The organism is Sorangium sp. So ce1504 (genome assembly GCF_051521635.1).
Lineage (GTDB): Bacteria > Myxococcota_A > Polyangia > Polyangiales > Polyangiaceae > Sorangium > Sorangium cellulosum_B.
The window spans coordinates 4,038,178-4,052,616 of the sequence record NZ_CP150365.1; the positions used below are offsets into that span (position 1 = coordinate 4,038,178).

Annotated in this window: 11 protein-coding genes; 4 read left to right on the forward strand and 7 right to left on the reverse strand. The window is 70.7% G+C overall.

Going from position 1 to position 14,439, the window contains the following annotated elements; genetic code table 11:
• Positions 1-258 precede the first annotated feature (258 nt).
• From WMF39_RS15315 to WMF39_RS15345, 7 genes are all read right to left on the reverse strand, one after another.
• The gene (locus WMF39_RS15315; RefSeq protein ID WP_437746251.1) at positions 259-531 is read right to left on the reverse strand and encodes a hypothetical protein; all 273 of its coding nucleotides are present in this window, start codon (positions 529-531) and stop codon (positions 259-261) included.
• A 654-nt stretch (positions 532-1,185) separates the two neighbouring features.
• Positions 1,186-1,668, reverse strand: a complete 483-nt coding sequence (locus WMF39_RS15320; protein ID WP_437746252.1) for a hypothetical protein — start codon at positions 1,666-1,668, stop codon at positions 1,186-1,188.
• Positions 1,669-1,872: 204 nt separating this feature from the next.
• Positions 1,873-2,121, reverse strand: a complete 249-nt coding sequence (locus tag WMF39_RS15325; RefSeq protein WP_437746253.1) for a hypothetical protein — start codon at positions 2,119-2,121, stop codon at positions 1,873-1,875.
• Complete coding sequence (locus WMF39_RS15330; RefSeq protein ID WP_437746254.1) at positions 2,118-2,678, reverse strand: RNA polymerase sigma factor; 561 nt, start codon at positions 2,676-2,678, stop codon at positions 2,118-2,120. Before WMF39_RS15330 ends, WMF39_RS15325 begins: the two co-directional genes overlap by 4 nt.
• Positions 2,675-3,025 carry a transcriptional regulator gene (locus WMF39_RS15335; protein ID WP_437746255.1) on the reverse strand — a complete coding sequence of 117 codons (351 nt, stop codon included), beginning with the start codon at positions 3,023-3,025 and terminating at the stop codon, positions 2,675-2,677. The genes WMF39_RS15330 and WMF39_RS15335 overlap by 4 nt, the downstream gene beginning before the upstream one ends.
• 635 nt (positions 3,026-3,660) lie before the next feature.
• Positions 3,661-4,947: a patatin-like phospholipase family protein gene (locus WMF39_RS15340; RefSeq protein ID WP_437746256.1), complete on the reverse strand. Its 1,287-nt coding sequence runs from the start codon at positions 4,945-4,947 to the stop codon at positions 3,661-3,663.
• Complete coding sequence (locus WMF39_RS15345) at positions 4,944-9,428, reverse strand: serine/threonine-protein kinase (RefSeq protein WP_437746257.1); 4,485 nt, start codon at positions 9,426-9,428, stop codon at positions 4,944-4,946. Before WMF39_RS15345 ends, WMF39_RS15340 begins: the two co-directional genes overlap by 4 nt.
• A gap of 491 nt (positions 9,429-9,919) precedes the next feature.
• Here WMF39_RS15345 and WMF39_RS15350 point away from each other — a divergent pair, with 491 nt between their 5' ends.
• From WMF39_RS15350 to WMF39_RS15365, 4 genes are read left to right on the forward strand one after another with little or no spacing between them, the layout of a single operon-like run.
• The gene (locus WMF39_RS15350; RefSeq protein WP_437746258.1) at positions 9,920-11,653 is read left to right on the forward strand and encodes a fumarate reductase/succinate dehydrogenase flavoprotein subunit; all 1,734 of its coding nucleotides are present in this window, start codon (positions 9,920-9,922) and stop codon (positions 11,651-11,653) included.
• Between the two features lie 40 nt (positions 11,654-11,693).
• Positions 11,694-11,978: a 4Fe-4S dicluster domain-containing protein gene (locus tag WMF39_RS15355; protein WP_012235387.1), complete on the forward strand. Its 285-nt coding sequence runs from the start codon at positions 11,694-11,696 to the stop codon at positions 11,976-11,978.
• Between the two features lie 21 nt (positions 11,979-11,999).
• Positions 12,000-12,995 (forward strand): HEAT repeat domain-containing protein, encoded by a 996-nt coding sequence (locus WMF39_RS15360; protein WP_437746259.1) that lies wholly within the window; start codon positions 12,000-12,002, stop codon positions 12,993-12,995.
• Between the two features lie 4 nt (positions 12,996-12,999).
• Positions 13,000-14,439: an ABC transporter substrate-binding protein gene (locus tag WMF39_RS15365; protein WP_437746260.1), complete on the forward strand. Its 1,440-nt coding sequence runs from the start codon at positions 13,000-13,002 to the stop codon at positions 14,437-14,439.

Genomic DNA, 14,439 nt, shown 5'->3' on the forward strand with positions numbered 1-14,439 from the left:
CGGGGCAGTTCGATAAAGGGTTCGGATGGTCGGAGCGCGCCAAGGCACTCCGACCATCCTGTGGTGGAGGAGCGGACACGTCGTGAGAATCACAATCAATCGCATCGACAAGGTTCCTGGATTGGTTATCAGGGTTCCTTGCGAAGAAGAGATCGAGATAGATTTCGCGCTATGCGCGCAGCATCACTGCGTTGGACAGGGCGTCCAAGTATACAGCGCCCCAGTTCCTGAAGGGATCGACCCACCCAATGCGAGATCTCAGTAGGGAAGGTTGCTCTCGAGCCAGTTGTTTACGTCCGGGGGACCAAATCCGCTATACTGACGCGCGAGCGTGATCACGTAATAGGTGTCGTTCTTGTCTACAATGCTGGCGATAGCGGCGCTAACCGATGCTGGCGTTTCCGACGTGAGGACGGCATAGGCAGACTGTCCAAGCTTTGCCCATGACGGGAATTTCTTAATGTATTCGACCAGCTTTTGGTAGCTTTGCCCTGGCGAATTGAGGTCGTACGAAATCAGAAGCACAGACATGGTCGAATCCTCGTTGGATAAACGCACACCCGGCCCCACGGGGCAGCCGGGTGTGCGGCCGCGCGTCGATGTTACCGGCGCGGCGTCTTGCTGGTTCTCCGCCTCGGGGCCGGCGCGGCGGCGGTGGCGCGGGGAGCGTTCAGCTGCCGGTCAGGCGGCTGGCGGCGGGGACCGTCGATCCTCACCTCCAGCCGGATAGCCTGGTAGCCAAACTCTGAAGCGTACACGCGACGCTTCAGCCCATAGTGCCAGTAGCTCGCCACATACACAAACCTGTAGCCCGGGCGGGGCTCTTCAACGGCCATGACGGCCTCCTTGTGAAAACGTGAACACGGTACGTCGAGGCGGGACCTGCTCGCCAAGACGCAGTGCGTGGGCTTGCCGGTACACGTGGCCGTGTCTACCGCCGGCGCCCGTTCACGCTCTATAGACGCGATCGCTTGATCGCATGGCACACCTATCCCCGCTGCGACGCGAAGGTCGCCAAAAGGGGCTTGCGCGGCACCCTTCAAGCGGGTAAGGTGGCGGTTGTGGCGTGCCGCTGACCTTCCCCGCATGGGGCCGGTTGGTGCTGCGCAAGCCGGTTGTTGAGACCGGCCCGGGTCGTTGGGAACGCGGGAACGTTCCTTTCGGCCCGAAGTCTATTTGGGGTGGCTACTCGTCCGCTACGTCCTCCGGTGCGTAAGGCGCCCCGTTTAGCCCCTCGTGCGAGGCTCCTTCGAGCTTGCCAAGTTCGTCCTCGTCGTCCTCAGCGTAGTCGACCTCTTCCGCGATGCGGAGATGCGATGCTGAGCGATAGCGACCGCGGGTAGCAGATTTCGAGATTTTGCCTGCGCGAGCAAGTCTCGCAAGAGCGGAGCGAGCCGACTGCACGTTCTCCAGTTGGAGCAGCCTGGCAATCTCCAGGACGCCGAATTCCCTGTCCGAAAACTCGTCGAGCAGACCGACAATTCGTTGGGCCGCGCTAGCTTCCGCCTCGTGCGCTGCGACCACGGCGGGATCATGGACCTGCCTGGGCGACACAGGGCCGTCGTCCGCCTCCAGCAGGAGATCGAGCTCGTACTCCAGCCTGGCCAGTTCGCTTCGCAGCGACTGAATCTTGGCCCCGACCTGGATGATCTGCTCGCGCCTGCCCATGGACGACCTCAGCGGTACGAGGAGGTGTACGAGAGCGTCCTGGAAGGATCAAGGTCGAAACGGTTTGAACTGGTGATTTCTGAACGAAACATCCGGAGCCGGACTTACGCACAGGCAACGAACATCTTTTGAACAAGTTTTCCACAGGCATGCCAAGCACGCTGCCGCGGATGTCGCGACGGCATCCGGCGCGAAGTGGTCCGCCTACCTGTCGTGCTGCACGAAAAGGCGGTCGATGGCGTCGAGCGCCTGGATCGCGCCGAGTGCCTGCTGGGCGGCTGCGCGCTCGTTCTTGGTCCTGGCGTCGATGACCGCGTCGAGCACGTCGGTCCAGAGCTTGTCGCGGCTCCAGGGGCGCACGCCGCGGAAGTCGGCCAGGGCGGGGATCTCGCTGGCGATGAGGGAGAGGTCGTCGTCGCTCAGCACGCGCTTCTTGAAGCCGGGGCCGCTCATCGGCGCCACCTCCGCAGCTTCAAGGCGAGCGCTTCGCGGGCGATGCGGAGCCTGGACGCCGCCGTGCTCGGGTTCATCCGGCGCCGCTTGGCGTACGCGACGAGGCTCTCGGGGTCGTCCACGGAGAGAAGCGCCTCCCGCTGCCAGTCCGGGAGCTCGGTCATGGCGTCCAGCACCTCGCGCGCCTCGATCTGGGCGTGCATGTCGACGCCGACGGGCTCGCGGAGCAACCCGAGGGGGCTCGGATGAATCACGGCGCGGCGCACGTACGCGCTGTGAACGTAGTGCGAGGCGAGGCGCCACGCGATCCCGTGGAGCCACTTCCTCAGCGCGTCGCGTGGCTTGTCCCGAGGGTCAGGTCTGTAGAGCCCCCGACGGACGGCGTTCCAGGCGTTGAGCAACACCTCGGCCTCCACGTCGCGGCGGTCGCGCTTCGGGATGCCAGCGAGCGTCGCCAGGACGATGCCGCGCTCCGCAAGGATCGCCTCCATCGTCGGCTTCTTCCGGGGATGTCGTGCGGCAGGCGGGCGTCCGGCCCCCTTCCGCCGGGGCTTCATGGGTCACCCCGCCGGGCACCGCACGCAGGGCAGCGGTCGGTGTCGGCGACGACAAGGCCGCCCAGGAGCTGCTCCACGGAAACGCCGGCCGCCCTGGCGGCACGCTGCGCGGTCGTGATCGAGCCGTTGTCGCGCCCGTTGGCGATGCCCTCGATGCAGTTGACGGACACGCCCATCACCGCGGCGAGGCATGGCCACGAGCCGTACGCGGCGCGAAGGTGGCGCAGCGCGGCACGCAGCCGCATGCGCTGGGTCGGGGTGAGGGAGATGCTCGGGGCGGCTCGGCGGCGGCGCTTGGGCGCACCTCCGCCTTGGCCGCCAGGGGGCAGCGGGAGTACAAGTTGCATCTGTCGGACCTCGTGTCGCGGGGTTCGGCCACGCTGCCCGGGGTGCTTGCGACACCCGCGGGCAGCACTTCCTTGCGCCGAACGCTACGGACCGAGATCGAGGTTCGCCACGCGAATCAGGCTATTTTGAGCACTCGGGCTCAAAGTTGAGCACTACCGTCGCCAGGGGGGCGCAACGGATCGAGTCCGCTGGGAGGGGCGTCGCCAGGGGGTCACAATGGGTCCGGACCGTTGAGGGGGCCGCCGGGGCCGCGACGCGCGCTGACTGTCCGCGTCCTGGGCCCACGTCGCCGAAGGTCCTCCTTGATTCCCCATCCACGGCAGCCGCGGTAGGCCCCCGTGGCATAGGTGTTAACCATGCGCGTTCAGGGCCCCAAGCCAGCCCCCAGCAGCCACCCCTGCGGTCGTGGTCGTGAACGTGGTCGTGAACGTGGTCGTGGTCGTGGTCGTGGTCGTTAACGGCTCAGTCGTGAACGTGAACGTCTCGTCCCGTCAATCGTCGATCAAGGTACCGGCGGAACGTTGACGTGTCGTCGACGACCACGACCACGACCACGTTCACGTTGGTGAACGCTGGGGGAGGGGGTCGCGCTTGGGGCCCTGAGCGCGACCGAACGACCTCCGCCGCCGCGGCGCTACACGGATCTCCCCGGCCCCACCGGCGGCGGGATCGACCACTCCGCGCTGTCCGACAGCCGGGGCTCCGCCTCCTCCGCCGCGCTCCCGAAGAAGTCCGCGACGTCGTGCCGCCTCGCCTCCGCGTCCGCGCGCCCCAGCTCGATCAGCTTCCGCGTGAACGAGCCGTCGAACAGCAGGTAGCTCGCGAGATCCGCGTCGTTCTCCGCGCCGACGTCCACCAGCGAGAGCAGCCTCCGCATCATCGCCGGGCCGCCCTGCAGCTTGCCCGCCCTCACGTGCTCCGCCGCCAGGCGCCCGAGATCCGCGCTCGGCCGCACCACCAGCGTCTCCACCCGCCGGTACGGCAGCGCCCCGCGCAGCGCCGCCGCTCCGTTGATCGATTGCAGGAAATCCGGGCCGAACGCCTGCTCCCCGTCCTCGATCATGTGGTTCACCCGCATCAGCACCTCGAAATCGGTCTGGATGTGGTCGAGCAGGAACGCGTTCAGCACCTTGCCGAGCACGAGCGCCATCCCCGGCGGCTTGCCGCTGTCCCCCGCGTCGATGCTCCGCACCTCGCGCGACAGCCCGATCGCCAGGACGTGCGTCGCGCCCAGCCGGAGCGCCGGCGCGATCGGCGTGTTCTGCCGCACGCCCCCGTCCATGTACAGATCGCGGCCGATCCGCACCGGCGGGAACAGGATCGGGATCGCCGCGGACGCGAGCGCGTGCTGCGGGCCTATCAGCGCCCCCCGGATGATCGTCCGCGGCGGCGCCGTCGTCGGCAGCGCCCCGTCCGGGCCCGTCTGCATGAAGATCACCGTGCGGCCCGTCCCGATCTCCGTCGCCGACACGCTCACCGCCGAGAGGTAGCCGTGACGCAGCGTCCGCGCGATCGCGCGCCACGGGATCTCCCGCTCGACGAGCCGCTGCATCGGCGAGACATCGAACAGGCCCACCCCCTCCGACCCGCCCCCGAACAGCAGCTTCGGCATCGAGATCGCCTGCCGGACCCCGAAGCCGAGCACCGTCTCCAGCTTCAGCTGCGTCCACAGGTTGACGAGGCGCCGCACCCCCAGCGTCGGATCGTCGAGGTGCGCCGCGAGGTAACACGCGTTCACCGCGCCCACCGACGTCCCGCACAGGATGTCGATGCGCGGCGGCGCCCCGCGGAGGCGGGCGAACGCGTCGAGGACGTACGACAGCACGCCGACCTCGTACGCGCCCCGCGCGCCTCCGCCCGAGAGGATCACCGCCACCTTGCGCCGCGGCTTCGCCCCGGTCCTCGCGCCCGTTCCCGTCATGCCATCTCCCCGCGGCGGAGCGGGTCGTGCGCCGCCGCCGGTCCGTCCGCCTCCGCGGCGAGGACCCGCCGCACCACGGTGCGCTCCAGGAACAGCGCCCTGAGCCGCGCGTCGCGGATGTAGCCCGCCACCCTCCGCACGTGCGCCGCCGCGCGGTGGTACGCGTCCGTCGAGCTCGCCGGCGCGCCCTTCTGCAGCGCCTCGCAGCAGAGGTCGCGCACCTCGATGCCGTACTCCGAGCTGCCCGCCTCGACAGCGCCGAGCGCCGTCCGCGCGAGCAGCACCCCGGAGTGGACCTCCCCCGCGTCCACCCGCGACGCCGCCTCGATCGCCGTCGCGTGGGCGTGGTAGCTCATCAGCCCCTGCGACTCGGCGAGCTGCCGCGCCTCGGAGGCGTTCGCGATCGCGCCCTGGATATCGCCTCGCGCCCTGGCCAGCAGGCCGCGGACGTTGCGCTCGTGGATCATGTCGTAGACGCTGCCGGTCACCGCGATGAGCGCGCCCGCATCGGCGCAGAGCGTGTGCGCGGCGTCGACGTCGCCCGCCTCGAGGAGGATCCCTGCCGAGCAGAGGAGCGTGTCGGCGCGCGCATCCTGATCGTCATAGCGCTCGTGGGCCTCGCGCGCCCGCTTCATGTACGCCAGGCTCCGCGGTACGTCCCCGAGCTTCGCGTAGGCGTGGCCGATGTTGCTCAACGTTTTGGCGATCTGGAACCGGCCGCCGATCGCGAGATCGATGGAGATCGACGAGAGCCCGACCGCGATCGCGTCCTCGAAGCGCTCGAGCACGAACATCGCCACCGCGAGCGAGTTCTTCGCGCGCGCCTCGCTGCGGCGCGCCCCCACCGCGCGGAACACCGCGATCGCCTCGGCGTAGGCCTCCACCGCCTCCTGCACGCGGCCGACCCGGCGCAGGAGCACCCCCTTGGTGCGCAGCACCTCCGCGCGCGCCCGCGGCGTCAGCCCGCCCGCCTGCGTCACCCGGAGCGCGCGATCCGCCGCGCTGATCGCGCCCTGGATGTCGCCGAGCTCGCGCAGCACCTCCGACAGGATCGTGAGCGCCTCGACCTCGAGCGCGGGGCGGCGCGCGATGCGCGCGATCTCGGCCGCGCGCTGCGCCACCGGCAGGCCGCGGGCGAGGTAGCCGTCGTCGAGGTCGAACCGCGCGGTGCGCACGAGGGCGAGCGCCGCCCAGCGGGCGTGGCCGCTCTCCTTCGCGAGCTGGCGCAGCGCCGCGAGGTGCCGCCGCCGGTCGCGGCGGCGGCCGAGGTGGCGGAAGATCGCCTCCAGCGCCTCGTGCGCGATCATCCGCCGCGTGTCGCCGGTCGGCAGGAGCGACAGCGCGCGCTCGTAGTACCGCCGCGACAGCTGCGCCTGGTGCCCCGCGCGCGCGGCCCGCGCGGCGTCGAGGTAGAGCTCCGCCGCCGGCCCGGGCGCCTCGCCCCGCGCGAGGTGCTGCGCCACGATCGCCGCCGAGAGCCCCTGCGAGAGCGGCGTCGTCGAGAGGTGCTCGCCGAGCCGCCGGTGCATGCGCACGCGGCTCGCGCCGTCGAGCGCGAGGTAGGCCACGTCGCGCACGAGCGGGTGCCGGAAGTCCACCGCCCCGGCGCGGCGATCGCACAGGCCGCGGGCGCAGAGGCGCGTCACCGCCTCGTCGTCGGCGAGCCGCGTCAGGTTCAGGATGTCGTCCTTGAGCAGCGGCCCCCCCGCGACCGCCAGCCAGTTCACGACGTCGTGCTCCGCCGGCGGCAGCTCGCGCAGGCGGTCGCCGATGAGCTGCTCCAGCGTCGAGGGCAGCGGCTCGCCGCGATCCCCCGTCCGGTCGTGGCGCACGAGCTCGTGCCGCCCGCCCGGGTGCTCGACGATCTCCAGCGTGCCCCGCTCGAGGAGCGCGTCGATCATCTCGAGCAGGAAGAACGGGTTGCCGGCGACGCGCGGCACGAGCTCGCCGCAGACGGCCGCCACCCCGTCGCGCACGCCGAGGCGGGCCTCGACGAGGCGCATCTGCTCCTCGGCGCTGAGCCCGCGGAGCTCGATCCGCACGAGCCCCTCGATGAACGGGGTCACGCGCTCCTCGGGGCGCGTGAGGAGCAGCACGAGCACCGGGAGCCGCTCCGCGCGCTGCTTCAGGAGCTCCGAGAGCAGCTCCAGGCTCGGCCGGTCGGCCCACTGGAGGCCGTCGATGACGACGACGAGCGGCTGGTGGCGCGCCAGCGAGCCGAGCAGGTACTTCACGCCCCGCACGACCACGTCGCGGCCGTAGGCGGCCGCTTCCTCCTCGGGGTGCTCGAGCTGCTTGCCGGTGACGAGCTCGGCGAGCCGCGTGACGATGCGCGCGCCGAGCGGCGAGCGGGCGATGGGCCCGAGCAGGGCGCGGATCACGTGGGAGGCGTCGTCGATCGCGTGGTCGAGCCCCATCCCGGTGACGTCGCGGAGCACGTCGCAGACCGTGGCGAGCGGCAGCTCGCTCTTCACGGGCGAGCACTCGACGTGGAGCACGCGCGCGTCGCCGGGGAGCTCCGAGAGGAACGTGGAGATGAGCGCGCTCTTGCCGATGCCCATCTCGCCGACGATGACGCGCGCCACGGACTGGCCGCGGAGCGCGCCGACCGGCGGGCTCGAGGGCCTGCTCGAGATGCTCGGGGGCCTGCTCTGCCGGCTCCCCGGCGGCTCGCTCTCGCCGAAGCGCGCGGGCGGCTCGACGTTGCCCTTCACGGGCGGCGAGATCGCCCGGTGGTAGGCCGCGTGCAGGTCGGCCCGCTCCGCGTCGCGCCCCACGAGGTCGTTCGGCGAGAGCGCGATCTCCGCCATCCGCTCCTCGCGCGTGAGCGGCCGCTGCAGCGCGTAGAGCCGCATCTGGTGCGGGACCGGGTAGCCGCGGGCGTCGTCGAGGTCGAGCGAGGGCGCGTCGCCCCAGCGGAAGTCGCGGCGGACGAGGCGGTAGACGCCGCCCGCGACCCACGTCTTGCCGAACGGGGTGCGGCTGCCGATGCGCTCGGCGAGGAAGTTCGCGGGCTCCTTGAGCGCGTGGTTGATGAGGTGCCCCTGCTCGTCGCGCTCGCCGTACGCGATGCCGCGGACGATGCCGATCGCGGCGCGGAGCTCGACGGGCAGGTCCTCCGACGCGCCCGCGAGCGCCTCGTGCACGTCGACCGCCAGCGAGGCGGCGTCGGCGGCGGCGCGCGAGGGGTTCGCGAGCAGCCCGACCACCGCGCGCGCGCTCGCGTGCGACTCCCACGACCAGATCGCCCCATGCTTGAAGGCGATCGCGTCGAGGGTCGTGCGGATCGAGCGCCCGCTGCGCTTGCCGGCGAGCCGGCCCTGCGCCCCGAGCAGCGCGTCGACGCCCTCGATGCGCAGCGTGACCACGGCGACGTGGCGCACCTCGCGCACGGCGCGCGGCGCGCCCGTGCCCTCGGCGTCGCCTCCGGTGCGCGCGGCCGGCACCGCCGCGAGCGTCTGCGGCTGCGCCACGGAGCCGTCGTCTTCGGGCTGCTCCTCCGCGCCCTCCGCGCCCTCCATGCGGCGCGCGGCGCCCTCGCGCGCCTCCTCCGCGCGGTCGCGGCCGAGCAGGTGGGCCACGGTCTGCTCGACCGAGGCGTTGTCGACGAGCTCCTGCCTCGCGAGCAGCGCGCGCGCGACCGCCCCGGCCAGGTCGCGCGCGGTCTGGAAGCGGGCCTCGGGCTCGCGCTCCATGGCGCGCATCACGATCGCCTCGAGCTCCGCGGGGATGTCGCGCGCGTGCGACGACGGCGGGTCGAAGCGGCCCTCCTTCACGGCCTGGAGCAGCGCCTCGTCGTCGAGCTTGCCGTACGGCGAGCGCATGGCGAGCAGCTCGTAGAGCACGACGCCGAGGGCGTAGATGTCGCTGCGCCGGTCGACGCGCTCGCCGCGCGCCTGCTCGGGCGACATGTACCCGAACTTGCCCTTCAGCACGCCGGGCTCCTCGCGGAAGAGGTTGGCGCTGGCGATGCCGAAGTCGGCGATCTTCACGACGCCCTCGAGCGAGAGCAGGATGTTCTGCGGCGAGACGTCGCGGTGGACGATGGCGAGCGGCATGCCGCCCTCGTCCTTGCGCTCGTGGGCGTAGTGCAGCCCCTTCGCCGCCTCGGAGACGATGAACGCCGACACGAGCGGCGGGATCCGCGACTCCTTCTGCTGGGCGGCCCGCATCAGCTTGCCGAGGTCGAAGCCCTCGACGTACTCCATCGAGAGGAGCAGCCCGTCCTCGCCGTGGTCGGAGAACTCGTAGACCTGGACGATGTTCGGGTGGTTCAGGCGCGTGGCGAGGTGGGCCTCCTCCACGAACATCGCGCGGAAGCGCCGCGAGGCCCCGTGCGCGGGGAGGATGCGCTTGACGACGAGGAGCTTGTATGTCCCCTCGGCGCCCCGCTTCTTGGCGAGGAAGACCTCCGCCATGCCGCCAGCGCCGAGGCGGCGCTGGATCTCTAGGTCGGCGAGCTGGGACGGGTGCTTGGCCATGCAGCGAAGCGGCGCGCGGGCGCCCTGGCTGGGAGGCGCCGAGCGCGGTGAATCGGGTGACCGGTGATGAACGAGGTCCGCGCTCGGTTCCCCCGATCCATGGGAGGACTACGGGTTGACCCGCATCGTAGCGTCCCGCCCGCGTCTCCGGGGAGACAACCAGGGTGGAAAGGCGAATCTTTCTGGGTGGCTCGGGGATCCCCGGCGGTGGTGAGCCTGCCCGCGCGCCGCACATCCGCGATGGCGGCGCCGCCAGACCCCGGCCCTGACGTGTCGCTTGCAAGGCGCCCTCCCACGGCGCCCGACACCCGGCCGGTGCTGCGCCAGCAGCAACAAAGCGATTGCCGAAGCACAGGCCGTCTGTTAAAACGGATGTCGCGTCTGTGATGAGAGACGCCGGGCGTCCGACCCCGGCCGCTGGCCGTTGGCCCATTGGGCCGAGAGGCGGTGGGGTCGTCGTGTGTGCGCGCCTGAAACCTTGAGGGCTTGTAATGGACATTCGCGTGACAGAGGCGGACGTCGTCGTCGTGGGCGGCGGCAGCGCAGGCTCCACTGCAGCGGTGGAGGCGCAACAGCGGTTGCCCCGGGGGAGGGTCGTCCTCCTCGAGAAGGCGCATATCAAGCGGAGCGGCGCCATCGCGATAGGCATGGATGGGCTGAACAACGCCATCATCCCAGGGCACGCGACGCCGGAGCAGTACGTGAAGGAGATCACGGTGGCCAACGACGGCATCGTGAACCAGCGCGCCGTCTATGAATATGCGCGCAACAGCTTCGCGATGATCCAGGAGCTCGACTCCTGGGGCGTGAAGTTCCAGAAGACGCGATCGGGCGATTTCGACGTCAAGAAGGTCCACCACAACGGGAGCTACGTCCTCCCGATGCCCGAGGGCTACGATCTCAAGAAGATCCTGACGCGCATGGTCAAGCGCGCCGGCGTGAAGGTCGTCAACCGCGTGATGGCGACGCGGATCCTCGTGACCGACGGGCACGTCGCCGGGGTGATCGGCTTCGACACCCGGGAAGGACAACTCGAGATCATCAAGGCGAGGGCGGTCATCCTGTGCTGCGGCGCCTCGGGGCGGCTCGGGCTGCCGGCGTCGGGCTACCTCCACGGGACGTACGAGAACCCGTCCAACGCGGGAGACGGCTACTCGATGGCGTACCACGCGGGCGCCGAGCTCTCGGGCATCGAGTGCTTCCAGGTGAACCCGCTCATCAAGGACTACAACGGTCCGGCGTGCGCGTACGTGACAGGCCCGCTCGGCGGGCACACGGTCAACGCGCGGGGGCACCGCTTCATCGAGAGCGATTACTGGAGCGGGCAGATGATGCTCGAGTTCTACCGGGAACTCCACTCCGCGAACGGCCCCGTGTACCTGAAGCTCACCCACCTCGCCCCGGAGACGATCACCGAGGTCGAGCGGGTCCTGCACCAGACGGAGCGCCCGAGCCGCGGGCGCTTCCACGAGGGGAGGGGGCACAGCTACGCGAGCGATCTCGTCGAGATGCACATCTCCGAGATCGGCCTGTGCAGCGGGCACAGCGCGTCGGGGGTCTGGGTCAACGAGAAGGGCGAGACCACGGTGCCCGGGCTCTACGCCGCCGGCGACATGGCGTGCGTGCCGCACAACTACCTGCTCGGCGCGCTCACCTACGGGAAGATCTGCGCCCAGAGCGCGCTCGATTACCTCGAGCGCGCGCCCGCGGTCGAGCCGCTCGCCGCCGCGGTCGACGCCGAGCGGGAGCGCATCCTCGCCCCCCTCTCGCGGCGGAGCGGGGTGGCGCCGCACCAGTACGAATACAAGGTGCGGCGCCTGGTGAACGATTATCTCCAGCCGCCCAAGACGGGGAACAAGATGACGCTCGGGCTCGAGTACTTCCTGCGGGCGAAGGAGGAGCTCGAGGAGGTCACCGCGGAGAGCCCCCACGAGCTCATGCGGGTGATGGAGTGCCATTTCATCCGCGACTGCGCGGAGATGGCGGCGCGCGCGTCGCTGTACCGGACCGAGAGCCGCTGGGGCCTCTACCACTACCGGCTCGATTACCCCGAGATGGACGACCGAAGCTGGTTCACGCACGTGCACCTGAAGAAGGACGAGCGCGGCGAGATGGTCGCCTTCAAGAGGCCGGTGGAGCCTTATCTCTTCCCGATCAACGACGGCGAGCGCGCGGCCTACCACCGGCTGCGCATCCCGGCCGAGGAGCAGCGCGCGTCGGCCTGACGAGCGAGCGAGAACGCGAGAACACGAGGTCAATCAAGCGATGGGTCACCTGCTCAACCGCGAATCCGTCAAGGCGCAGAGCGCCAGGTCCGTGGGCCACGCCGAGGCCGCCGTGCGGCTCGATCTGCCTGTCGTCATCGACGAGGCGTCGTGCATCAAGGGCTGCCGCATCTGCATCGACTCGTGCCCGGTCGATTGCCTCGCGATCGATCCCGAGACGAAGAAGGCCCGAATGGCCTACGACGAGTGCTGGTATTGCCTCGCGTGCGAGATCGATTGCCCCAAAGAGGCCATCACCGTGAAGATCCCCTTTCTCATCCGATAACGACCCCACGGCAGAGACGACATGACACAGCCTTCGCTCGCGCAGGATCTCGAGGGTATCCTCGGGGATCCCGACCCCGGCGCGCGCCAGCTGGCGCTGACGCAGATAGAGGATCTCTCGGATCCGGAGATCTTCCACCCCCTGATCGCGGCCGTCCGCGACGAGGATCCGACGGTGCGGGCGCTCGCGCTCGGGCACCTCGAGGATCTCGGCGACGCCCGCGCGGTGCCCGCCGTCGTCGGGGCGCTCGACGACGAGGACGCCCGCGTGCGGGAGGCGGCCGCCACGGCGCTCCGCGAGATCCGCGGGGCAGACGCCGCCACGCACCTCATCGACGCGCTGTGGCACACGAGCCCGTTCGTCCGCACCTCGGTGATCGTGGCGCTCCGCGAGATCCGCGACCCGCGGGCGCTCGCGCCCCTCGAAGGGGCGCTCGGCGACCCGGATCCCGAGGTGCGGCGCGAGGCGGTCCTCGCCCTGGCCTACCTGCGGCGGCCCGAGTCCGCGCCGGCGCTCCGCCCGAGCCTGCGCGATCCCGACGCGCGGGTGCGGCAGGTGGCGATCGGCGCGCTCGAGTCGTTCGGCGCGCGGGGTAATACCGCGCTCGTCCAGGACCTCGTGGGGCTGCTCTCCGATCCGGACTGGCGGGTGCGGGTCGAGGCCGCCATCGTGCTCGGCCGCTCGGCGCACGGCCTCGCGGCGCCGCACCTCCGGAGCGCGCTCGACGACGGCGCCTGGCAGGTCCGGAAGGAGGCGGCGCTCGCGCTCGGGCGGCTCCGGGCCGCCTCGGCCACGGAGGACCTCGTCGGGCTGCTCGGGAGCGATCTCGCGGATCTGCGCAAGGCGGCCGCGCAGGCGCTCGGCGAGATCGAGGCGGCGGCCGCGGAGGCGCCGCTCCGCCGGCTGCTCGGCGACGCCGACGTCGAGGTGCGGAAGGCGGCGGGGCGCGCGCTCGAGGCCATCCGGACGGGAATCGGACGAGGCAACGAACGACATGAGACCTTTGCGAGGGATTGAACCGATGACCAGGGCACTCCGCGCGCTCGCCTTCCTCAGCTTCCTCGCGGCGGTCGTCGCCGGGCTGTCGTGCAAGCCCGAGGCGAAGCAGACGATCCGGATCGCGATCGGGACGCAGGACACGACCATCAATTGCGCCACCGGCGGGCTGCTCATCCGGGAGCTCAAGCTGCTCGAGAAGCACCTGCCGAGGGACGGCAAGTACAAGGACGTCACCTACGAGATCGAGTGGAAGGACTTCACCTCGGGGCCGCCGCTGACGACCGAGATGGTGGCCGAGAAGCTCGATATCGGCGCGATGGCCGACTTCCCCGGCGTTCTGAACGGCGTGGCGTTCCAGAAGCAGGGGAGCCGCAGCCGCTTCATCGCCACGCTCTCCGGCAGCGCGCTGGGGAGCGGCAACGGGATCGTCGTGCCGAGCGACTCCCCGGCCCAGGGCCTGAAGGACCTCAAGGGCAAGCAGATCTCGGTGCCGTTCGGGTCGTCGGCCCACGGCATGCTGCTCCGGGCGATCCGCGATCTCGGCTGGGACCCGGACAGGGACGTGACGCTCGTCTCGCAGTCGCCGGAGGTGGGCGGCTCGTCGCTCAAGGCGAACAAGATCGACGCGCACGCGGATTTCGTCCCGTTCGCTGAGCTCTTCCCCTTCCGCGGCTTCGCCCGGAAGATCTACGACGGCTCCGGCGTGAAGGTGCCGACGGCGCACGGCGTGCTGGTGCGCGAGGCGTACGCGGAGAAATACCCGGAGATCGTCGTGGCCTTCCTCAAGGCGGCGCTCGAGGCCGACCGCCTGTTCGCGGAGGAGCCCGAGAAGCACAGCGAGCTCATCGAGAAGGTGACCGGGGTGGACGCCGAGGTCGCCTACATGTTCCACGGTCCGCTCGGCATCCAGACGCGGGACTTCACGATCAAGCCCGAGGTCCGCCGCGCCCTCCAGGTGGCGGTCGACACGCTCACGCTGCTCAAGCGCACGGACACGACCCTCGATGTCGGCACGTTCGTGGACGACCGGTACATCCGGCGCGCGGCGGCGGAGCTCGGGCTCGACTACGAGGCGCGGCTCGCGAGCTACGCGAAGCTCCCGCTGTCCGGGAAGGACGCGCTGTCCGGGGAGCCGATCGCCGAGCCGACGCTCGTCGCGCAGATCTGGGTCGCGGGCGAGCCGAAGGTGCGCGCGTACGCCAGCCCGGGCACGGCGCTCGCCGCGCTCGGGCAGCTGACGACCGAGGGCAAGGAGATCCGCGCGGTGTTCGTGCACGATCGCGCGAGCGGGGTGAAGCTCCTGGCCGATCGCGCGTGGTACGCGAGGCGCCCGGACGGCGGCCTGTCGGCGTTCCTGGCGAAGGAGGACGCGGAGCGGTGGGCCGCGGAGAACGGCGCGGCGGTCGTCGACTTCGCGACCCTGCGGGCCGAGCGCGCGAAGCTCACGGCGGCGGCGCCATGA